This window comes from Streptomyces sp. NPDC043867 (assembly GCF_056435845.1).
Genome location: NZ_JBWKDS010000049.1, coordinates 28761 through 50838, shown reverse-complemented (window position 1 = coordinate 50838; position 22078 = coordinate 28761). Strand labels below are relative to the sequence as shown.

Genomic DNA, 22078 nt, shown 5'->3' with positions numbered 1-22078 from the left:
TCTCAGTCGGAAAACCATGGCCGTCTAACCGGCGTTTCGCGGCGCTGTCGGCACAAAGCGGTCCAGGGTGGTGATCCCGTCGAACTTGTGCGGCTGGGCCCCGGCCATCAGCCGTCCGTAGTTCTCGGAGAGCGCCTCAAGGTTGAGAGCACCGTGCAGGGTGATAACGCGCGCGTCACGCCATGCCCGCTGAATAGGCTCGCTCTCCATGATCGCGGTCGAGCCGGAATTCCTTTGGAGCAGCTCAATCGCCTCCGCGCACCATTTGGCGGCGTAGGCGGTCTCGACGAGTACCCGGGAGCTGAACATCTGCATGTACTCCGGATCGGCTGGCGTGCCGACGGCGGCGAGTTCACCAAGGCGGTCGGTCTCTTCGGCGTTGGCGCGGGTCATCAGCTTGGCCGACTGGATCTTGGAGTGGACCTCGGCAAGCATCAGGTGCGTGAGAGGCGCTTCCAGCTGGTTCCTGTAGGTGGTGCCGCGGATGGGCCGACCCGAGGAGCGCTCCAGGAAACGGCCCAGCGCGCCCTCGGCGATGCCGATGGACATCCCGGCCATGAGGCTGAACGCCCAGCCCAGCGAAGGGGCCTTCCAGAGGGATCCCTTGAGACCGTCGTCGATGGTCCCGCCGATGATGTGCCGGAAGTCGACGCCGCGGTGGTCCGGCACGAAGAGTTCGTCGGTTGCGAGCTTGATGGAGACGCTGCCGGTGGCGCGCATCCCGGCGACCTTCCAGTCGTCGAGGAACCGCAGTTCCTCGCGCGGCACCTGGAGGCCCACCAGGTAGGGGCCCTCACCGTCGTCGGCGATGCATCCGAGATTGGTGTAGGGCGCCCAGAGCGAGTCGCTGCCGAAGGTCCAGGGGCCGCCAGAGACGATCCAGCCGCCCTTGCAGCGCTTCACGCGCCCCCGCGAGGCCGGGAAGTGGCTGGAGCCGGCGACTCGCGGCCCGACCCACGGGGAGCCGTACACCTCTTCGATGACGCGGGGCCCCGACCCGGCGGGAATCCAGTTTGTCGAGGCTCCGACCCACACGGTCCAGCCGCAGGAGCCGTCCCATCGGGAGACCTCGGAGACGACGTCCAACTGCTGCCGCACGGTCAGTTCGTAGCCGCCGAACTCGCGGGGATTGGCGATGTTGAAAGCACCGGTGGCATCCAGGTCTGCGATGGTCTCGTCCGAATGACGGCCCGCACGTTCCGCCTCGAGGGCGCGCTCCCTCAAGGTGGGGCCGAGCGCGCGGACATTCTCGAGGATTTTCGCGAGCATCTCGGAGGTGTCCTGGGTCTCAGCCATCGTCGTCATCTCCTGGTGTCGTTCCTGTGTGTCGAGACCCCTTGGGGGCTTGCTGCTGGTCATTACTGCGGCACAAAACGCGAGGGACGAGCTGTCCGGCATCGACTCGCGGCGCTTCCTCAACCGGCTTGCGGACGAGTCCCTCGGCCAGGAAGGTGACCGCCTCCCCTCGCCGGGACCTGGACTCACCGCGTTCGTTCGTGACACCGTTCGTCCTCGGTGTCCGGTATCTGAGGCCGGCGATCGGGCCGGTGAAGACTGCGGCGGCTACTACGGCGGTCGCCTTTCCGGCTGTACTGGTGGTGCCCGTCACGTTCCGCTCCCGTACGTCGTCTCCGAGTCTTCATTGCCGGCTGACAGTTCCAGCGGTCCACACGGAAACGACTTCTTGCATGTCAGACACCGGCCAGACGTCTGAACCGGCTGCCATGGAAGACGAGCGGGGAGGCCTCCGGAGCAGCGCTGAGACCGAGGACGTTCAGAAGCACGATGTCGTGGTCGCCGAACGTGACCTCCTCGCGGACCGTGCAGTCGAGCCATAGCGTGGCGCCGTGCACGAAGACACCACCGTCGTCGGAGGCGAACCAGTCCACCCCGGCGAAACGGTCCCCTTCTTTACTCGCCAGCCGTGCGCAGACCTCGTCCTGCTCCTCGGCCAGGACGCTCAGCCCAAGGCGGGACTGCTCCCGCAGTTTCGGCCACGTCCTGGAGGTGTGTTGTATGCACACCGACACCAGGGGCGGCTCCATCGATACGGACGTGAACGAGCTCGCTGCCAGCCCTACGGGCTCGCCCTCGCTGATCGCGCACAGCGCCGTGACTCCGGACGGAAAGCATCCGAAGGCCCGCCGAAGCTGGTCCGCTGCCGTCACTGGCTCGATATCTCTCACCGCAACCTCCATTTCGGTCTGCGCTGGCTCATCCGGCCGGCGTAGACGTATGCGTCCGGTGATCACCGGACGTCGTGACGCGTGGCCTTGAGCCACCGAATCAATGGCTCGTTGGCGTTCTCGATTTCAGGGATGCTTCGGTCCGGCTTGCGGCGGCGTAGTCGCCAGCCACGCCCGAACGGTGTCGGCGGCGGAGTCGAGAACTGGGGGCGGCTGATGGTCGACTCGGGTCGTCTCCGTCTCGCTGCCTGCGGCATCAACGGAGAAGGTCCGCAGGGCCGATCCCGGCAGGCTGATCGGCCCCAGACTCGGGTGCTCGACGTCGATCAAGAGGCGCTGCGAGCGGGTCTGCTCCCACTCGTAGACCTCGTTAAGGGCACGGACCCGGCCGGCAGGAATACCGGCTCCGGTGAGCCGCTGAAGCAGCTCGTCCGGCTCGTGTTGGGCGAATACGGACTCGAGCAGTTTGGTGAGGCTGTCGCGGTGAGCCAGTCGGTCTGAGTTCGTCGCAAAGCGCGGGTCGTCTGCAACCAGGCGGAACTCTGCGCAAAGGCGCTGCCACATGGCGTCGTTTCCACAGGCGATCTGCACGCCTCCACCCGCACACCGGAACAGCCCGTAGGGGGCGATCGTCGGGTGCTGGTTGCCCTGCGCGACACCGACTTCACCGGCGACGGTCCAGCGGGTTCCCTGGAAGGCGTGCGCAGCGACGACCGAGGCGAGCAGCGACGTGCGCACGATCTGGCCCTGGCCGGTGCGGTCGCGTTCCCGCAATGCGGCAAGGACGCCGAACGCACCGTTCATGCCGGCGAGCAGGTCGGCGATGGGCACCCCGACACGCTGGGGGTGAGCTGGGTCCGGTCCCGTCAGGGACATCAGCCCGGCCTCGCCCTGCGCGATCTGGTCGTAGCCCGCGCGGTGGGCCTCGGGTCCGTCGTGCCCGAATCCGCTGATGGACAGCACCACCAGGCGTGGGTTGAGCCGCATCAGTTCCTCGGTACCGAATCCGAGTCGCTTCAGCCCTCCGGGCTTGTAGTTCTCCATCAGGACGTCCGCGCGCTGAATGAGCCCGGCCAGCACCTGGGCGTCGTCGTCTCGCTTCAGATCGAGCGTGATCGACTCTTTGTTCCGGTTGCAGGACAGGAAGTACGTCGACTCGGGGGTGCCGTTGTTGGTGTGGACGAACGGCGGTCCCCACGATCGGGTGTCATCTCCGGCGGGACTCTCGACCTTGATGACGCGGGCGCCGAGGTCGCCCAGCATCATCGCCGCCTGCGGTCCCGCGAGCGCGCGGGTGAGATCAACGACGAGCAGGCCCGCGAGCGAGCCGGTCATGAGCGGTCCTCCGGCACGCTCGCGGGCGAGGCTGCCGAATTCGGTCGGATCACCAGCATGGTGGCGGGCAGGTTCGTGCGGTTCTCGACGCCGCGGACCGTGCCGGCCGTCAGCCGCGCCGAGTCGAGGGGGCCCAGGTCATGGGAGGCATTGTCGGCGTCGATGAGGGTGAGAGAGCCGGTCAGCACCACATAGACGGTCTCTGCCGGAACGGGTGACAGGTCCGCGCGGCCGCCGGGCAGATAGTGCGACAGGGCTACGGTCACGGCACCGTTGTAGTGCTCGCCCCCGAAGAGATGGACAGGTCCGACGCCGTGATGGCCAACGGGCAAGAAGGGCTGAGCCTGTGTGAGCTGGGCTATTTCTATCGCCACGGTCGTGGTACTCGATTCTGGCTGGGCTGCGGGTCTGACGGGTCTGAGCCTTCGACGGCAGATGTCAGCGGTGCAGCACGGACGCTGGACGGAGGTAGGCGCCGGCAGCACCGGTGATGACGGGACAAGGACGGTCTCGGCAGACGCTGACGAGGTCAGCCGGAAGCGCAGCGCCCCGTGCGGCTTTCGGGTGCGGTTGTGGCATGGGCCTGTCCCCGGCCGCCGTCGATGAGCCGTCCCGGGCCCGGCGGAGAGGGGAGGTTCGCGAATCTCACGATACGAGCCACAGCCTAGATGTCAACATTTTGCGATGCCTGGATGTTCTGGCTTCGACCCCGCCCCGACACCTGAGAGTCGCCGCACATCTGGCGATATCCATCTTTACTAGCATACGAATCGGGCGTTAGGCGTGGCGACAGTCAGATCGAGTGAGGGATGTACAGGTCACCCCGGGTCGTCGAAGACAAAGTGTTGACATATTGGCGGTGAATCGTAGGGTGAGCGTCACGACCGTGCCGTCATTGCGAGGCCCGTCGGCTGAGTCGCCGAGCCGCCCGAGCACTCCCTTTTTTGGCCCGCATCATCCCTACGGCGATCGCTGCCGTGGCCCAGAGGCGACCAGCGCCGCTTCATCCCTACCTTGGACGAGGAGCACACACATGGCTGTCGCAGACGACAAGGCGGAGATCCTCGAGATCTTGAATCTCTATGGTCTCGCCCTCGACGCTCGTCAGTGGGACCTGTTCGATCGCGTCTTCTCTGAAGATGTGATCGCGGAGTTCGGCCCGGCGGGGGCCGCCTGGACGGGGCTGGAGACCTTCAAGCGTTCCTTCGCCGACTTCCACGACCGCCTGGACGGCCATCAGCACACGATGATGGGCCAGTTGGTGCATGTGGAGGGCGACAGGGCACATGCATTCAGCTACGGGAACTGGCTTTTGATCCGCGAGGCCGCCGAGGGCGGGCCCACGTGGCTGGGAACAGGCTGGTATGACGATGAGCTCGTACGCGGTGCTCACGGATGGCGCATCCAGCGTCGCGTGTGCCGGCTTATGTCCTGGTCCGGCAACCCATCGGTTCCGGAGCCGCACCGCGAGCACAACCCGGACATGGCACTCAACGTGCTGCACCAGCACGCCGAGGCCGGGAAGATCGCGTTCCTGAAGGCCATCCAGGCGAAGTAGGGCTACTGCGCTTCAGCCGTCCGATGCTCCCCCGCCACCCCGTTCAGCGCATCTGTTAGGACCTTCATGCCAGTCCTGCCCAACGACGGGCTCTCCCTTGCCGTCGAATTCCCCGACGCCACATATGAGCACTGGCAGCACCTAGTCGCCGGTGTCCTGCGAAGGTCGGGCAAGGAGGTCCAGGCCGCCGCCACAGAGGATGCATTGTCCACCTCGCTGGACGACGGGCTCCGCACCAGACCCCTGTACACGGCGAGCGACCCCGCGGCCGAGTCCGGACTCCCTGGTTTCTCCCCGTTCGTGCGCGGGGCCCGAGCGCAGGGGAACACCATCGGCGGCTGGGACGTACGCCAGCGGCACACCGCCCTTGACCCCGGGGCCGCCCTGACCGACCTGGAGAACGGCGTCACCTCCCTGTGGCTCGTCGTGGGTGACGCCGGTGTTCCGGTGTCCTCCCTCGCCCAGGTCCTGGACAATGTCTACCTCGACTTGGCGCCCATAGTTCTGGACGCCGGCGGCGAGGTCGAAGAGGCGGCGGGCGAGTTGCTGCGCCTCTACGAAGAGCGGGGCGTCTCCCGAACGGCGGCACGCGGGAATCTTGGCGCTGATCCGCTCGGCCACGAGGCCCGTACGGGGCGGGAGGCGCAGTTCGCACCGGTGACAGGCCTCGCGCGGCAGTGCGCCGAGCATTACCCGGGACTGCGGGCGTTGACCGTGGACGCGCTGCCGTACCACGAGGCCGGTGGTTCGGCCGCCCAGGAGCTGGGTGCCTCGCTGGCCACGGCGGTGGCCTATCTGCGGGAGCTGACCGGGGCGGGGCTGAGCGTCGCCCAGGCCTGTGGGCAGCTGGAGTTCCGCTATGCAGCTACCGCCGATCAGTTCCTCACCGTGGCCAAGCTGCGCGCTGCGCGCCGACTGTGGTCGCGAGTGGCCGAGGTGTCCGGGGCTCCGAGCACGGGTGGGCAGCGCCAGCATGCGGTGACCTCGCCGGTGATGATGACGCGGCGCGATCCGTGGGTGAACATGCTGCGCACCACCATCGCCACGCTGGCTGCGGGCGTGGGCGGTGCGGACGCGGTGACTGTGCTGCCCTTCGACCACGCGCTCGGCATGCCGGACGCCTTCGCCCGCCGCATCGCCCGCAACACCTCCGCCATCCTCATCGAGGAGTCGCATCTAGCCCGGGTGATCGACCCCGCGGGCGGCTCCTGGTACGTGGAGCAACTGACGGACCAACTTGCCCATGAGGCATGGCGGTTCTTCCAGGAAATCGAGCGCGCGGGCGGGCAGCAGGCGGCCCTGCGCTCTGGCTTGATTCCCGACCGGATGGCCGAGACCTGGTCCGCTCGAAGCGCCCGGCTCGCTGACCGCCGTGAACCAATCACCGGGGTCAGCGAGTTCCCGAACCTGGCGGAAAAGCCGGTGGTGCGCGAGAGCGCCCCCGAGCGGCCGCCCGGCGGACTGCCGCGGGTGCGCCGCGACGAGGCCTTTGAGGAGCTGCGGTCCCGCTCGGACGCTTACCTTGCCGCGGCTGGCTCCCGGCCCCGGATCTACCTCGCCGCGCTTGGTCCGGCCGCCGCCCACACCGCGCGCCTCACCTTCGCCTCGAACCTCTTCCAGGCGGGCGGCATCGAACCGGTCACCGAGGGCACGTTCGCGGACAGCGGCGCCACGCAGGCGGTGCTGTGCTCCAACGACGCCCTGTACGAGGAGCAGGCGGCGGCCCGTGCCGCAGAGCTTAAAGAAGCGGGCGCCTCTCACGTGTTCCTTGCCGGGCGGCCCGGAAAGTACCCCGGTGTCGACACGTACCTCTTCGCGGGCTGCGACACCGTGTCCGTACTGTCCGCCACCCTCGACCGCATGGGAGTGTCCCGATGACCACCCCCTCCAGCCCTTCTGTCCCCGACTTCTCCGGGATCGAGCTGGGCACCCCGGCCGTCGACGGCACGCCCGAAGAGTGGCGCGCGGCGCTCAAGAACGCCTGCGGTGGGAACGACCTGCTCTGGGAGACCCCTGAGGGCATCGCCGTCAAACCGCTGTACACCAGCCGTGACCTGGCGGGCCTGGACTTCCTGGACACGTACCCCGGCATAGCGCCGTACCTGCGCGGTCCCTACCCCACGATGTACGTCAACCAGCCCTGGACCATCCGCCAGTACGCCGGCTTCTCCACCGCCGAGGAGTCCAACGCCTTCTACCGGCGCAACCTCGCGGCCGGGCAGAAGGGCCTCTCGGTCGCCTTCGACCTGCCCACGCATCGAGGTTACGACAGCGACCACCCGCGCGTGACCGGTGACGTCGGCATGGCGGGCGTGGCTATCGACTCGATCTACGACATGCGGCAGCTGTTCGACGGCATCCCGCTGGACGAGATGACGGTGTCAATGACGATGAACGGCGCCGTGCTGCCGGTGCTTGCGCTGTACATCGTGGCGGCCGAGGAGCAGGGTGTGCCGCCGGAGAAGTTGGCGGGGACCATCCAGAACGACATCCTCAAGGAGTTCATGGTCCGCAACACCTACATCTACCCGCCGAAACCGTCAATGCGGATCATCTCCGACATCTTCGCCTTCACCTCGCAGCGGATGCCGCGCTACAACTCCATCTCCATCTCCGGCTACCACATCCAGGAGGCCGGTGCGACGGCCGACCTGGAGCTGGCGTACACCCTCGCGGACGGCGTGGAGTACATCCGGGCAGGCCGTGAAGCGGGCCTGGACGTCGACGCGTTCGCGCCCCGGCTGTCGTTCTTCTGGGCGATCGGCATGAACTTCTTCATGGAGATCGCCAAACTGCGCGCGGCGCGCCTGCTGTGGGCGAAGCTGGTGAAGCAATTCGATCCGCAGAACACCAAGTCGCTGTCCCTGCGCACCCATTCGCAGACCTCCGGCTGGTCGCTCACCGCACAAGACGTGTTCAACAACGTCACGCGCACCTGCGTCGAGGCGATGGCGGCCACCCAAGGCCATACACAGTCGCTGCACACCAACGCCCTGGACGAAGCGCTCGCCCTGCCGACCGACTTCTCGGCGCGCATCGCCCGCAACACTCAACTGCTCCTGCAGCAGGAATCCGGCACCACCCGGGTCATCGACCCGTGGGGCGGCAGCGCCTACGTGGAGAAGCTGACCTACGACCTGGCCCGGCGTGCCTGGCAGCACATCCAGGAAGTCGAGGCCGCAGGCGGCATGGCCAAGGCCATCGACGCGGGCATCCCCAAGCTGCGCATCGAGGAGGCCGCGGCCCGCACCCAGGCCCGCATCGACTCCGGCCGCCAACCGGTCATCGGCGTCAACAAGTACCGCGTGGAGACCGACGAACAGATCGACGTGCTCAAGGTCGACAACTCCTCCGTACGCGCCCAGCAGATCACCAAACTGCGGCGGCTACGCGCGGAGCGAGACGAGCGGGCATGCCGGGACACCCTGGACGCGCTGACCCGAGCCGCCGCCGGCGAGGGCAACCTGCTGGAGCTGGCCGTGCACGCGGCCCGCGCCAAGGCCACGGTCGGGGAGATCTCCGATGCCCTGGAGAAGGTGTACGGCCGGCACGCCGGCCAAATCCGCACCATCACCGGCGTGTACCGCAACGAGACGGGAGAGTCCCCGAGCGTGGACCGCACCCGCACCCTGGTGTCCGCCTTCGAGGAGGCCGAGGGCCGCCGCCCGCGCATCCTGGTCGCCAAGATGGGCCAGGACGGCCACGACCGCGGCCAGAAGGTGATCGCCACCGCCTTCGCCGACCTGGGCTTCGACGTCGATGTCGGCCCGCTGTTCCAGACACCCGCCGAGGTGGCCCGGCAGGCCGTCGAGGCAGACGTGCACATCGTCGGCGTCTCCTCGCTAGCGGCCGGTCACCTCACCCTCGTCCCGGCGCTGCGCGAGGCGCTGGCCGAGGAGGGACGCGAGGACATCATGGTCGCGGTCGGCGGCGTGATCCCGCCGCAGGACGTTCCGACGCTGCTTCAGATGGGCGCGGCGGCCGTCTTCCCGCCCGGGACGGTGATCCCGGACGCAGCGCACGACCTGGTGAAGCGGCTGTCGGACGGTCTCGGGCACACACTGTGATCGATGTCGACGCGTATGTGAAGGGCGTACTCGACGGGAAGCGGGCACTCATCGCCCGTGCGATCACACTCCTCGAGTCGACCCGGCCGCAACACCGCTCCTTGGCTCAGGAGTTGCTGACCGCGCTGCTGCCGCACAGCGGCCAAGCCCGGCGGATCGGGATCAGCGGGGTGCCCGGGGTGGGCAAGTCAACGTTCATCGACGCCTTCGGCACGCTGCTGACCTCGCTCGGGCACCGGGTGGCGGTGCTGGCCGTCGACCCGTCCTCCAGCCGTACGGGCGGCTCCATCCTCGGCGACAAGACCCGGATGGAGCGCCTGGCGGTGGACCCGGCGGCGTTCGTGCGCCCCTCCCCCACTGCGGGCACGCTGGGCGGGGTCGCTAGGGCCACCCGAGAGTCGATCGTAGTGATGGAGGCGGCCGGCTACGACGTGGTCCTGGTGGAGACGGTCGGCGTCGGGCAGTCCGAGACGGCCGTGGCGAACATGGTTGACACCTTTCTGCTGCTCACCCTCGCCCGTACGGGTGACCAGCTCCAAGGCATCAAGAAGGGCGTGCTCGAGCTGGCCGACGTGATCGCCGTTAACAAGGCGGACGGCCCACACGAGCGGGACGCCCGGGCGGCCGCACGGGAACTCACGGGCGCATTGCGCCTCATGCATGGCAAGGACGCCTTCTGGGCCCCGCCGGTGCTGCATTGTAGCGCCCGCGAGTCGACCGGTCTGGACGCCGTGTGGGAGCGCTTGGAACAGCACCGAGCACTGCTGGACTCCGCAGGTCGGCTTACCGCCAAGCGCCGCGACCAGCAGGTCAACTGGACCTGGGCCATGGTCCGTGGCGAACTGCTGGGCCGTCTTCATGGGCATCCGGCGGTCCGGTCTTTGGCGCCTGGGCTGGAGAGGCAGGTCAGAGAGGGTGAGCTGACAGCTACACGAGCTGCGGAACGCATTCTGGACGTCTTCCGTGAAGACAGCGAACCATGCCTCCAGAGGAGGTATCCGGATTCTGACATGGACCTGTGACGGCAACATGCAGGGCCTTAAACGGCGCTGGCCGGCCCCTGCCACGCCCCGCGTCATCCGTACGCGCCGTGCAGCGACCCGCGGCAACGAACCCGCCCGGCTTTTCAGGGAGGTCATCCAGCTTCCGACCAGGGCCAAGCCGACTCATTGGCGTCCGCCGGCAGGCACTGGCAGTGAAAGGCAGTCACGCTGCGAACCCGTTCGACCGTCCCAGAGACGATAGAGCCCCGTGCCGCTGCTGTGACCGGGATCGCTACATTGCGGATCTTGACCTGGTGACTGTCGTCTGCGCCGCGTCGCACCCGGCGCGAGGAGGTGATTGCGTTCGGCGCAGCGCTCGTCCTCAAGCGGACTCCTGAAGCCGCCGGCGACGACGTGCTGAGATTGGCCTCTACGAGTTCGGCGTCAGCAGGATGTCCGGGCGGGGAACGTGACGGCTCCCCGCCGGGAGCCTGCGAACGTCACCTTAACCGGCCGCCTTCTCCGCCGCCAGGGTCCGCTCGCGATGAGGGATCCTCACCGTCGCGGTCCTTGGTGGGTTCTCAGCCGAAAGCGGAGAAGGCGCGCTCTTCCCTCTCCTTCTGCGCACGCCGCAACCCGCTCCAGTCCAGCGCCTGCTGCGCTGGGGCTTGCGTTTGTCCGGCCACCTTCCTCGTCTCGGCCGGCACATCGCCACGTTCCCGGACCAGCCGGTCGTAGATCGGCGGATGCTCGAATGTCTCTGCGGTGCTCATGGCCCCTGATCCTTCCCGCTCCCACGCGATCTGTCAGGCCCCGACGGAGAGCCCTTCGCACGGCCTCAGTCCTCGAACCGCGGCCGAGGCCACGGTCCTGCAAGGCAGCGCACAGCCGACGTCAGCCGAACACCCTTCACACAACGTGTTCGCCACTCAACAGGTCCGCAGTGAGCGCGCTGGCCAGCCAGCTCTCGTAGGTTTCCGCGTTCCAGCCCCGGCCGGCGGTCAGCTGGGTGAACACATGCGGACCGGTCAGGGCCCAGCAGGAGTCCGCGAGGCGGCCGGTGTCGGCGCCATCGGGCAAGACACCTTCGTCGGCGAGGTGGGCGACGAAGGCGGTGACGCCAGTCATTCGTTCCTCCTCACTGAGGGCGAGGACCTGCCCCACGTCGGGGCCGGCCTGGGCGAGGAGGGCGAACAGCGGGGCAAGTCGTTCGTGTACGCCCCGGACGAACGCGGCGTACAGGCGAAGCTTGGTCTGCACGTCGCGGGTCGCCCAGACCTCTAGCAGCTGGGGCCGCTCGGCCATGGCCAAGGGTTCGTCATCTCCTGCCAGGGTGACGTCCCACAGCGCCTTGACCAGCCCCGGCTTGCCACCGAACGCCTTGTAGACGGTCTCGGGAGAGACTCCAGCGCGCTCCGCCACCGCGCGGATGGTGGTGGCCTGGTAGCCATCGCGGAACAAACGCTCCCGGCACGCCTCCAGCACCGCAGCGCGATTGCGGCGAGCAGCCTGCTGCCGGCGCGCCGAGTCATACGGCCGGCGGGAAGCGCCGCTGGGCATCCCGGTCACCCCCCTATCCATTACAGTCGACTGTATCGAAAATGTTGTCTGTGCCGATGCCGGAGGAACGCATGTCCCGCTCCGCTCGCCCCCACCTCAACCGGCATATCGCTCCCGGCGTGGACCGCCTTGGGAACGATCTCGTCAATTTCTACCTGGTCGAGGAGCCCGACGGCCTAGTCCTTATCGACGCCGGGCTGCCAGGCCACCTCGGTCACCTGCGTGAGCACCTGGCCGGCTCCGGTCACCGCCTGGCCGACATCCGCGCTGTGCTCCTTACCCACGGCCACCCCGACCACACGGGCCTGGCCCATGTCCTCCAGAGGGCCGGGGCCGACATCTGGGTTCACCGCAAGGACGCGCCGATCCTGCGCGACGGTCCGCGCAGCGCCCTGCGCCACGCCAAACCGGAGCGCTCCATGCTGCCCTACCTGCTGCGTCGGCCTGCCGCAATCGCCACCCCGCTGCACCTCGCCCGCAAGGGGGCGTTCACTGCCCCCGCCACCGCCGACGTGCGCGTGTTCGACACCGACCGGCCGCTAGAAGAGGTCCCCGGCACACCGCGGACTGTCCTTCTGCCCGGCCACACGCCGGGCAGCACCGGTTATCTCTTCCCCGAGCGCGGGCTGCTGTTCACGGGCGACGCCCTGGTCACCCACGACGGCCTGACGGGACACAACGGCCCTGCCCTGGTCTGCCGCGGCTTCACCCACGACAGCCGCACGGCCCTGGCCTCCCTGGACCGGCTCGATGAGCTGACCGCCGCGACCATGCTTCTGCCCGGTCACGGCCGGCCCGTCACCGGCGACTCCCGCAGCGCCACGCGCCAGGCACGGCAGACCGGCCTGAGGTAAACCGCGGAGAGGGCCCGCGACAGGACCGAGCTTCCACGCCGCTCCTGTCGCCGCGACCGGCCCCCCGAAGTGAAGTGATTCGCCTGCCCTAATGCGCCTGGCCGGGGCCAGCGGACCAAGGGGGTCTGCGGGTGTGCAGCTCCGCCTCTGCGCCCCAGCAACCATCCGCCTCATCGGCGCCCTCAGCGGCAGCTGGCTGGACGCCTGCTCCTACCTAGTGAGCGTCGCGCTCGGACCCGTCCGCTGAGAGCACAGGTCGGACAGCTGCTTCACTGGGGCCGCAGCGATCCACTCGTCGAGTCGGTGCCCTTCACGTTTTGTCGGGGTGACGGAATCTCAGAACCGTTCTCTTGTCCGGGCATCACCAAGGCTTGGACACCGGCTTCCGGTCACAACCTCTTCAAGATGAGTGCAGCACCGAAGAGGCTTGCTGCCAACGGGATACCGATCTGCGCGATGATCAATATCAGGTAGTTGGCGGTCGAGTACACAGCGTACGGAATCGTGTACCCGGAGCTGGCGTCGATCGCTCTCAGGGTGCTTTCCCCGAAGACGGAGGCGAAGACCCCGACGAGAGCGAGAACATACGACATGACGCGTATGCGTTTTGCGAAGGATTCGTTGGAGGTCAGCTCCGTGTTCAAGGTTTTCTTGGTCCTTCTGTGGTGGATTTCGAGGGTCGTCCCGTTCCTCGGTCCCACGCACGTCGTCGCGGGCGCATCATTTGATGATCTCGGAGTCTTTCAAGATCAGTACGTTGTTGCGCTCGGCGAAGACGTCGCAGGTCGCGGTTGCGACGATCCGCTGGCCGTCCTTGATGCTCTCCAATTGGCGGAACGATTCCGCGCGGCGATCGTCGTAGGGGAGAACGATGCTGGCGAGATGGGTGCCGTCGGCCACGTCGGATGCTTCGATCGTGGGCGTTCCGTACTCGCTCGCACCCGTCTTCAACACGACCGCCCGGACCGTCACGGATTTGCCGTAGCACGCTTCCTCAGTGCGGGATCGATCCGTCATGAACCGGTCATGGAGATCCCGGACCTCAACGGTCCCTGTGAGGTCCGCCGGCCGACGGGAAGCGGAAGTGCCGCCAGCGGATCCAGATGTCGCCGCGCAGCCCGTCACGCCGAGGAGAAGCGCCAAGGTGCCCGTGAGAATCGCGCCGTGTCTCATCGTGTCATCTTTCGATCGTTCCTGTTTCTCAAGGCCGCTGGGGGACGAAAAGCAGGAAGCCGGCTGGATTTTCACCCGGCGCCCGGGCGCCTGCGTTCGGCATGTCGAATCCGATCCGCACGGTGCGGCCCGTGGCGATGCGCCCCCACACAGTCTTGACATCGAGTCCGTCGTTCGGCGGTCACGACATCGTGGTCGTGCCGCCAGGCTGCTTCAGTCCCGGATGATCAGCCAGGGACCCCGTTTCCTGGTACTGCCGTTACCAGAATGATCCGGATGAGCTGGTGCACAGTGATGTCACGGCGGTGATGGGACGGTTACGCAGGCGCACTCGGATGGCTGGCCCTTCAGGTGCTTCCGAGGCGGAGCGTGCAGAACCCGGCATCGCCGTAGCGGCCGCCACAGCCACGTTGTCCGTGAACGCGGCCCTCGGCCCGGCGAACGAGGGCGGGCAATGCCTCCCGGATGCTGCCCACCGTTCATCCCGTGCTGTCGGTGGACCACGCCCATGTGCCCGGGGCCAGCGTGGTACCGCAATTACCAGGAAGAGACGTCCCTGGCTCCCGTCGGCGGTGTGTCCCAGACTCACATCGCCCCACCACGGTGTGCGTCCGTCCTCTTGGGCTGATCGCGCGTGTCACGTGCTGTACGGTCGCGCGCCAAAAGGCTGCGGACGAGGTCGACAAAGGATGAAGGATCATGCTGGTCGTGCTGCTGATCGCAGTCGTGGCGCTCGCTCTGTCGGCCGCAGTGCACTGGTTCGTATGGCGGCGGCTGGTACGGGATGTGACCGCTGACGGAAGTCGGGCGCGGCGCGTGGGCGCGATCGCCGCCGTCATCCTGCCCCTGGTCTCGCTCGGCGCGTTGGGCGCTGGCCTGGCGGGCGCCCCGTTCTGGCTTCAGCGCGTGCTTGCCTGGCCCGGTTACCTCTGGCTGGCGTTGCTCATGTACTTGGTGCTCGCGCTCGTCGTCGGCGAGGCGGTCAGGCCGTGGCTGCTGCGTGTCCGCAATCCGCGCAGGACGGCCGGTGCGGGCAGCGGGCCTGCGACCGCCGCTCCCGCATCGTCCCGGGCCGTGGCCGACAGCCCGGTCGGTCCTCCTGCGCGGGAGGAAGCCGTAAGGAACGCCCGGCGGCCGGAGGCACCACAAACCGCCGGGGTGACCCGCCGGCTCTTCGTCTCCCGGATCGTCGGTGGGGCCGCGACTGCAGCTGCCCTCGGAACCGTCGGCTACGGCATGGCCGACGTGTTCTGCGGACCGGGCGTCAAACGGATCACCGTGCCGCTCGCCAAGCTCCCCCGCTCCGCGCACGGCTACCGGATCGCCGTCGTCAGCGACATCCACCTCGGACCCATTCTGGGACGTGGGCACACCCAGCGGATCGTCGACACCATCAACGCCACCCAGCCCGACCTGGTCGCCATTGTCGGTGACCTCGTCGACGGGACGGTTGCCGACCTCGGCAGTGCGGCGGACCCGCTCGCCCGGCTGCGGGCCCGGCACGGCTCGTACTTCGTGACCGGCAACCACGAGTACTACTCCGGCGTCGAGGAGTGGGTGGACCGGGTGCACGAACTGGGTGTGCGGCCCCTGCGCAACGCACGCGTGGAGATGCCCGGCTTCGACCTCGCCGGCGTCAACGACATCTCCGGCGAGGACCACAGCGACGCCCCCGACTACACCAAGGCTCTAGGCGACCGTGACACGGCCCGGGCGGCGGTACTGATGGCACACCAGCCGGTGATGATCCACCAGGCGGTCGAACACGGTGTGGACCTCCAGCTGTCCGGTCACACCCACGGTGGCCAGCTCTGGCCCGGCAACCTCATCGCCGCACTCGACAACCCCACTGTGGCCGGACTCGAGCGGTATGGCGACACCCAGTTGTACGTCACCCGCGGAGCCGGAGCCTGGGGACCACCCGTCCGGGTCGGAGCCCCCTCGGACATCACCGTCGTCGAACTAGCCTCACGACAGACATAGACATCTCCGCACCAGCTCGACATGCCGCAACAGGGCCGACGCGCAGCCCGCTCAGCGACACAATTCCGGCAGCGAACAGCGGACTCGCCCCGGCATGAGGTGCTTTCGCTCCTTTGACGTAGCAGCACCGTCAGCGATGAACGCCGACGGCCGTGCGCGCCCGGACGGTTGCAGCCGTCGCAGTCTTCCCTCCCCTTTTCATCCCCCTGAGAAAGACCTGAGATGCTCACACCTACCCGCGAGATCCTCGGCTTCCGTACTCTCGCCATCCTCCCTCCCGTCCTCTTCACACCTTCGTTGATATCGTTCGCCGTCGCCCCCGGGGCCGTCGCAGTCGAATACACGGGGGTCCTGTTCCACTTGGCCATCATGTTCGTCGTGGCCCGCATGCCCGCTCCGCAGTGGGCGAGGGCGGCCGGTTTCGGATGGCTCACGCTCGATGTCCTGTCGGCGATCATGACCATCAACGAGGTACCACACGAGATCGCGTGGTCGGTCAGGCTCGGCGGGCACGTCATGGCGGGCATGTGGTTCATCACCACGTCCCTGCTCGCTCCGCCGAAGAGCGTCCGCGTCGTCGGCGTGGTCCTGGGCTCCTGGCTCGCCCTCTACAGCTTTCTCGGCAACGTCCTGCCCCAAGAGTTCCTCTTCCCCGGCGGCATCCTGGTTCCCGTCTGGTTCCTTCTCCTCGCCTGGAAGTACCAGCCTGCTCAGGACCGCGTTCCGACTCCCGTCCCCCGTATTGCGTGACACCCGGCCCGCCCCGAAAGTGCTGCCTTCCAGCAGTTCGTGCGGCAGAAACGGACTACCGCCGTCTGCCGGGCGTCTGCGGCACGAAGCTACTTGAGGGGCGCATCCAGCATGTACTGGATGCCGATGGTGGCGAGCAGCGCGAGTTTGCCGTCGGAGTCGCTGCCGGGCTCGCTCGTGTACATGACGATGCGCAGGTCGCCCCGCTGGGTAGTCAGGATGTCGCAGTCCAGGTCAAGGCGTCCGACGTCGGGGTGGTCAATCGTCTTGAGGGCCGGACCGTGTTCCGCGATCTCGTGGCGCTGCCACAGTTCGCGGAACCTTTCGCTCTTCGCGTTCAGCCGGGCAATCAGCTGGTGCAGCGGTCCGTCGTCGGGGTAGCGGCCGACGCTGCGCCGCAGATCGGCGACCATGGAGGCGTCGAACGCCTCGGTGCCGGAAGACCTGCTGACGTGGCAGTCGCTGAGGCCGGCGAAGTGCATCCACAGGACGTTGCGTTCCGCCTCCCTCAGTGAGGAGGGGTCTCCCATCAAGGCCGCCCACATCGGGTTCAACAGCAAGAGGGTCCATGTGGCGTCGAAGACAGCGACGGGCCGGTCGGTGGTGCGTTCCACCAGGCGGCGGATGCTCATTGGTACCAGTCGGCTGACGCGCCCGTCGCCGCTGGCATGTCCTGCGAGGCGGAACAGGTGTTCCTGCTCGGTATCGGTCAGCTGGAGCGCGCGGGCGAGCGCGGCGCACACCTGCGCCGAGGGCGCCAAGGCCCGCCCCTGCTCCAGGCGCACGATGTAGTCCACCAACATCCCCGCCAGAACGGCCAGCTCCTCGCGCCGCAGGCCGCTGGTGCGCCGCGCGGTGTTCGTCGGCAGACCGGCCGCCTGCGGGGTCAGGCGCTCACGCCACACCCGCAGGACCGTCGCCAGCTCACTGGATGCGTTCATGCGACCCATGGTCGCAGCCCCGGGCGCGCACAGCCTGGGACTGCCGGTACCAGGAACAAGCTTCTCTGGCTCCTTGCAGCGAGGCGAAGCAGCCTCGGTGCCATGACCGTCACACTGATCACCGGGGCGACCAAGGGCCTGGGCTTCGAGACCGCCCGCCGACTCGTTGCCGCCGGGCACACCGTCTACGCCGCCGCGCGACGGGGACGCCTTTCGTGGCGCTTTGCCCTGAGCCCCACCCTGGACAGCTCGCCCTGCCCCTGAATCTGGCTGGCTATCCAGCGGCCCCTCCGCTGTGGCGCCCGACCGCATGCCGGCGCCCAGAGGGTGGGGAACTTGGATGAGCAAGTGCCCAGCAGCCCGAGCGTCCATTTACTGACCTCAACCGTCAGGGTGGCCCAGCGGGGAGGGACCGACGGCGCCCAGGATGAAGGGGTCGTGACCTCGATGTACAGGATGACGAGCCCGAGAAACACTGTCCTCGGCGGGCGGGGACGCTCACGTGGGAGGTGGTACTGCGTGTCGGTTCGTACCGGAAAGTGCCAGAGCGCACGGCATATAGCGGCGTTCCCCGTCCCGGCCCTTCGGAGACGCCGCACGTAACTGACAGTGATCGCCTCACGCAACTCACCGCGCCAACCGGCACCTCAGGCCGACAACAATTCCTGCTCGACCCAGATGGTCTTTCCGCTCTGCCCGTACCTGCTCCCCCACCGGCGGCTGAGCTGAGCCACCAGGAACAGACCGCGGCCGCCCTCATCGGTTGTGCGGGCACGGCGCATCCGAGGCTGGGTGTTGCTCGGGTCGGTGACCTCACAGAAGAGGACGTCACCGCGGATCAGCCGCAACCCCACGGGCCCGCCCGCGTACCGGACGGCGTTGGTGACGAGTTCGCTTACCACCAGCTCCGTCACGAAGGAGTTGGCGTCCAGACCCCAATCGGCGAGCTTGCCCGTCACCGCCTCACGCGCCGAGGCGACCGCCGCCGGATCCGCAGGAAACTCCCAGGAGGCGAACGCGTCCTCTGCCAGCGGCGAAGGACACGCGAGAAGAAGCGCCGCGTCGTCCCGGAACGACCGCCCGCCGGTCACCGCCATGAGGGAATGGGCCAGCGACCTGAGGTCGTGTCCGGACGGCCGACACCGCCCCAGCCGCTCCGTCAGCCGGGCGGCGAAACCGTCCATGTCCCCGCCGTAGCGCTGCAACAGACCGTCGGTGTACAGGGCGAGGACGCTGCCCCCGGGCAGATCGACCGTCGTCGTCTCGAACGGCAGGCCCCCCACTCCGAGGGGCGGACCGGGCCGCACCTCAACCGGTCGGGCAGCGCCGTCGGACAGAGCCATGAGCGGCGGTGGATGGCCGGCGGCGGCCATCGTGCAACACGCGGTGACCGGATCGTGCACGGCCACCAGGCAGGTGGCGCCGATCCCGTCCCGCTGCGCCGGATCGGCCTCGTCGGCCAGACGAGCCACCAGGCCGTCAAGGTGTGTGAGGAGCTCGTCGGGCGACAGTTCCAGATCTGCCAGCGTCTGGACGGCCGTACGCAATCGCCCCATGGTGGCGGCGGCATGGAGACCGTGTCCGACCACGTCACCGATGACAAGGGCGGTTCGCAGCGAGGGAAGTTCGATTGCGTCGAACCAATCACCCCCGATTTCGGCACCCCCCGCCGCCGGCTCGTACAACCCTGCGGTCTCCATCACCCGCGTGGAGGTGGACGCCTGCGGCAGCAGACGCCGCTGGAGGGTCACGGCGGCACGGTGCTCTCGGGTGTAGCGGCGAGCGTTGTCCACGCCCAGCGCGGAGTGCGCGGCGACCTGCGCGAGCACGGCCGCGTCCTCGGCATCGAACGGTTCGGGCAGGTCCGTGCGCCAGACAGCTACCACACCGAGGACCAGGCCGCGGGCGAAGAGCGGCGCCACAGCCAGGGAATGTCCGGCATCAGGGGCCGCCCGGTGGATGTGGACCGAATCGCCGGCGCCCCGCAGAAGGGTCTCCCGGTCCACCACGACCGTGCGTCCCTCCTGGAGTGCGCGCACCAGAGGGAGGTCAGGGAGGCGCGGGATGACCTCGCCCGGCTGCACCAGCTCAGCCGGCCAGGGGCCCTTGCCGCTGCGGACAGCGGTCCGGCGCAAATGCAGGTCACCTCCTCCAAAAGTCTTCGGCGGTTCGTCACCCCGCAGCACGGCGTCGGCAAGATCCACCCAAGCCAGGTCGGCGAAGTCCGGCACGAGTGCGCCGACGATCTCCTCCGCCGTCCGGCCGATGTCGAGGGTGCCCCCGATACTCGCGGCCGCGCGGTGGCGCAGTTCGGCCCGGCGGCGGGCGTGCCAATGGTCCGTGGCGTCGGTGAGCAGGACGGCGACGCCCGTGGGCCGCCCGCGCGGGTCCTCCGTCCGCACGGCGGACACGGACAACGCCCACCCCCGATAAGGGGGTTTTAGTGCTCTGGCCCGGTGCTCGTGGGCGGCGAAAGGTTCGCCGGTCCTCAGCACCCGCTTCAGGTCGGCCTCCGCGGAGGCCGCGTCGGGCGGGCTCATCACGCCGGAAAGTCTGGTGCCGACGGGCAGGGACGGCCCGGGGAATGCACCCTGACCTACATTGGTCTGCACGACTTCAAGATCCGTGTCCCGGAAGACGAGGCCGATGCGGTCCTGAGCGAGCAGGGCCCGTGACAGGGCCTCCGCCCGTTCCTTCTCCAACGCGCGCTCGGCCGCCACCGCAAGGACCAGGGTTTGCCCGGTGCCCTCCAGCCGGACGGCCTGATAGCGCACGGGGACCCGCCGCCCGGATCCGCCGAGCAGATCGACCCGGCCCCCGTGCAGCAGCGCACCGCCGTCGAGGGGACGCGGCTCGGCCATCAGCCGTAGGACGGAACGGCCTAGCACCTGATTGGTTGGCCGCTCCAGCAGGGCCTGCGCCTCCGTGGACCAGCCGATCACGACACCCCGGCGGTCGAGCAGCGCGGCAGCCGCCTCTACCAGCGGTCCATCGTTGGGCGCACCACGTTCGCTCATGGCGCCTCACCGCCTCTCACCGGCCGGACGATCCCATCGTGTCCCCTGCGCCTTCCGGGTTCCCCAGACGGGACCGATGCAGCGGCTCTTGTGGGACGTGACCGCACCGACAGTTTCGTGTCATCGCATATACGGAGTACGTACCGGCGCCTCCACGGCCCCCCTCTACGGGACTGCCGAGGCCGTGCCCTGACCGGCCCGCAGGCCCAACCTCATCCCTGTCGAGGCCGCACCCCTCCTCTGCACGGGACCGCCTCTCGAGACCGTGCCACAGGTCTGACCACTCCGACCGTGCACCTCCGCGTTCCGGTCCGGCCGGAAAGGCGGCGCGACGTGCACCAACGGCAGCAATCGGCAGCGGGCGCTGACCGGCGACGTCGACACGGGCCACCACGTGCCGCTCGATAGCCCGCTCCCCGCGTTCCCGCGACGCGCTTCGCCTCGGGGGGGCCGGGCCGCCGTACCCAACCTGAACATGATGGAGGGATTTTCCGCCCTCGGTATCCCGGGGATGGATGACGCGGCCGCCGAGGGCAGCGTCGCCATCCCGCCCCGGCAGGCCCGCGCGTCCTTGCGGGGACGGACGCCAACCACACTTCCGGCATACCGGTGCAGCCCGGGTACCGCAGCAGTCTTCGCCATGAGCTGGACCTCCTTGTCCAGGCAGGGCTCGCCCCGATGCAAGCTCCTCAGAGCTGGTACGTCACTGCCCGCCCAGTCGTTCTTGCCCTTCGACGGTGACCTGCTCGCCGGCATCGGCGCAACCTGCGGCGCCGAATACGTCACCGCAGGCTGGCCTTCGTCGGATTCACCATGGGCTGACACCCGCACCGTCGAGGAAGGCGCCCGTAGGGCCGTCCGGGCCGAGTAGTGCGGCACGAACGATGGGAGCGGCGCCCTGCTCGACGGTCTGGAAGCCCTGGCGGCGGTTGAGGTCGGTGGCGGTCGGCCCCGGGTCCACGACGTTGATGCGCAGGCCCGGATAGGCGCGCGCGTACTGCACGGTCAGCATGGACACAGCCGCCTTGGAGACCGGGTACGGCAGCAGATTGGGTACCCGGGACTCGGGCCGCTCCTGATCGTGGACGCGTCCGAAGGAGCCGAGACCGCTGCCGACGTTGACGACGGTGCCGCTGCCGCTGCGCTCGAGCAGCGGGAGGAAGGCGTGCAGGACGCGGACGATGCCGAGGACGTTGGTGTCCAGGACGGCGGCCATGTCGGCCGCCGTGCACTCGCCGAGCGGCTTGGGCCCTCCGCCGTTGATGCCCGCGTTATTGACGAGGACGTCGAGGACTCCGTGTTCCTCCGCGATGTGCCCGGCAGCGACACGGACGGAGTCGTCGTCGGTGACGTCCAGGACGAGCGGCAGGCCGCCCAGCTCCTTCGCGGCGCGTCGCGCGTTGTCGGAGTTGCGGGCGGCGGTGTAGACGGTGTGGCCCGCGGCGACGAGCTGGCGAGCGGTTTCGAAGCCCAGGCCCTTGTTGGCGCCGGTGATCAGGGAAATGGTCATGGAACGACTGTGCCCCTGACCAGGGGACGGGGCCAGAGACGCCTCATCCTGGTAAGGGGAGTACCAGTCACCCGTCCCGCCGGGCACCGATGAGGGGGTGGTCCGGGCGTGCGGTTGCCCGGACCACCCCCCTGCGGTTTATGCGAGGCGGGCGTCGGCGG

General features: G+C 68.3%; 18 protein-coding genes and 1 pseudogene. 8 read left to right on the top strand and 11 right to left on the bottom strand.

The genetic code is table 11. The annotated features are described in order from the left end of the window. Positions 1-24 precede the first annotated feature (24 nt). The 4 genes from AC069T_RS33640 to AC069T_RS33625 form a co-directional block, all read right to left on the bottom strand. Positions 25-1296, bottom strand: a complete 1272-nt coding sequence (locus AC069T_RS33640) for an acyl-CoA dehydrogenase family protein (protein WP_478786347.1) — start codon at positions 1294-1296, stop codon at positions 25-27. Between the two features lie 395 nt (positions 1297-1691). Next, on the bottom strand, positions 1692-2186 hold the full coding sequence (locus AC069T_RS33635; protein ID WP_478786346.1) for a flavin reductase family protein: 495 nt from the start codon (positions 2184-2186) through the stop codon (positions 1692-1694). 126 nt (positions 2187-2312) lie between these two features. After that, the gene (locus AC069T_RS33630) at positions 2313-3521 is read right to left on the bottom strand and encodes a CaiB/BaiF CoA transferase family protein (RefSeq protein ID WP_478786345.1); all 1209 of its coding nucleotides are present in this window, start codon (positions 3519-3521) and stop codon (positions 2313-2315) included. After that, positions 3518-3787, bottom strand: coding sequence for a cupin domain-containing protein (locus AC069T_RS33625; protein WP_478786344.1), 270 nt, complete (start codon positions 3785-3787; stop codon positions 3518-3520). The genes AC069T_RS33630 and AC069T_RS33625 overlap by 4 nt, the downstream gene beginning before the upstream one ends. A 767-nt stretch (positions 3788-4554) precedes the next feature. Between AC069T_RS33625 and AC069T_RS33620 the strand changes: the two genes are divergently transcribed. From AC069T_RS33620 to meaB, 4 genes are all read left to right on the top strand, one after another. Then, positions 4555-5079, top strand: coding sequence for a nuclear transport factor 2 family protein (locus AC069T_RS33620; protein WP_478786343.1), 525 nt, complete (start codon positions 4555-4557; stop codon positions 5077-5079). Positions 5080-5145: 66 nt separating this feature from the next. Then, on the top strand, positions 5146-6957 hold the full coding sequence (locus tag AC069T_RS33615; RefSeq protein ID WP_478786342.1) for a methylmalonyl-CoA mutase family protein: 1812 nt from the start codon (positions 5146-5148) through the stop codon (positions 6955-6957). After that, positions 6954-9146: a methylmalonyl-CoA mutase gene (scpA, locus tag AC069T_RS33610; protein WP_478786341.1), complete on the top strand. Its 2193-nt coding sequence runs from the start codon at positions 6954-6956 to the stop codon at positions 9144-9146. Before AC069T_RS33615 ends, scpA begins: the two co-directional genes overlap by 4 nt. Further along, entirely contained in the window at positions 9143-10168 is a 1026-nt protein-coding gene (gene meaB, locus AC069T_RS33605) for a methylmalonyl Co-A mutase-associated GTPase MeaB (RefSeq protein WP_478786340.1), read from the top strand. Before scpA ends, meaB begins: the two co-directional genes overlap by 4 nt. Positions 10169-10710: 542 nt before the next feature. Here meaB and AC069T_RS33600 read toward each other — a convergent pair. Next, on the bottom strand, positions 10711-10902 hold the full coding sequence (locus AC069T_RS33600) for a hypothetical protein (protein WP_478786339.1): 192 nt from the start codon (positions 10900-10902) through the stop codon (positions 10711-10713). Positions 10903-11038: 136 nt separating this feature from the next. After that, positions 11039-11689: a TetR/AcrR family transcriptional regulator gene (locus AC069T_RS33595; RefSeq protein WP_478786360.1), complete on the bottom strand. Its 651-nt coding sequence runs from the start codon at positions 11687-11689 to the stop codon at positions 11039-11041. 119 nt (positions 11690-11808) lie between these two features. Here AC069T_RS33595 and AC069T_RS33590 point away from each other — a divergent pair, with 119 nt between their 5' ends. Then, entirely contained in the window at positions 11809-12543 is a 735-nt protein-coding gene (locus AC069T_RS33590; protein ID WP_478786338.1) for an MBL fold metallo-hydrolase, read from the top strand. Between the two features lie 389 nt (positions 12544-12932). Here AC069T_RS33590 and AC069T_RS33585 read toward each other — a convergent pair whose 3' ends face one another. Beyond that, positions 12933-13187 (bottom strand): hypothetical protein, encoded by a 255-nt coding sequence (locus tag AC069T_RS33585; protein ID WP_478786337.1) that lies wholly within the window; start codon positions 13185-13187, stop codon positions 12933-12935. A gap of 76 nt (positions 13188-13263) precedes the next feature. Then, the gene (locus AC069T_RS33580) at positions 13264-13716 is read right to left on the bottom strand and encodes an OB-fold protein (protein WP_478786336.1); all 453 of its coding nucleotides are present in this window, start codon (positions 13714-13716) and stop codon (positions 13264-13266) included. 702 nt (positions 13717-14418) lie between these two features. On the opposite strand from AC069T_RS33580, the gene AC069T_RS33575 reads away from it, so the two are divergent. Together AC069T_RS33575 and AC069T_RS33570 are read left to right on the top strand one after the other, a co-directional pair. Beyond that, positions 14419-15699 carry a metallophosphoesterase gene (locus tag AC069T_RS33575; RefSeq protein ID WP_478786359.1) on the top strand — a complete coding sequence of 427 codons (1281 nt, stop codon included), beginning with the start codon at positions 14419-14421 and terminating at the stop codon, positions 15697-15699. Positions 15700-15921: 222 nt separating this feature from the next. Further along, positions 15922-16449, top strand: a complete 528-nt coding sequence (locus AC069T_RS33570) for a hypothetical protein (RefSeq protein ID WP_478786335.1) — start codon at positions 15922-15924, stop codon at positions 16447-16449. An 89-nt stretch (positions 16450-16538) separates the two neighbouring features. Here the strand turns inward: AC069T_RS33570 and AC069T_RS33565 are convergent, their stop codons facing one another. After that, positions 16539-17390, bottom strand: coding sequence for a helix-turn-helix transcriptional regulator (locus AC069T_RS33565; RefSeq protein WP_478786334.1), 852 nt, complete (start codon positions 17388-17390; stop codon positions 16539-16541). A gap of 102 nt (positions 17391-17492) precedes the next feature. Between AC069T_RS33565 and AC069T_RS33560 the strand changes: the two are divergent. After that, positions 17493-17600: pseudogene (locus AC069T_RS33560) on the top strand (SDR family NAD(P)-dependent oxidoreductase); the annotation flags it as partial. 437 nt (positions 17601-18037) lie between these two features. Here AC069T_RS33560 and AC069T_RS33555 read toward each other — a convergent pair. Together AC069T_RS33555 and AC069T_RS33550 are read right to left on the bottom strand one after the other, a co-directional pair. After that, positions 18038-20407 (bottom strand): ATP-binding SpoIIE family protein phosphatase, encoded by a 2370-nt coding sequence (locus AC069T_RS33555; RefSeq protein WP_478786333.1) that lies wholly within the window; start codon positions 20405-20407, stop codon positions 18038-18040. 808 nt (positions 20408-21215) lie between these two features. After that, on the bottom strand, positions 21216-21917 hold the full coding sequence (locus AC069T_RS33550) for an SDR family NAD(P)-dependent oxidoreductase (protein ID WP_478786332.1): 702 nt from the start codon (positions 21915-21917) through the stop codon (positions 21216-21218). Between the last annotated feature and the right edge of the window lie 161 nt (positions 21918-22078).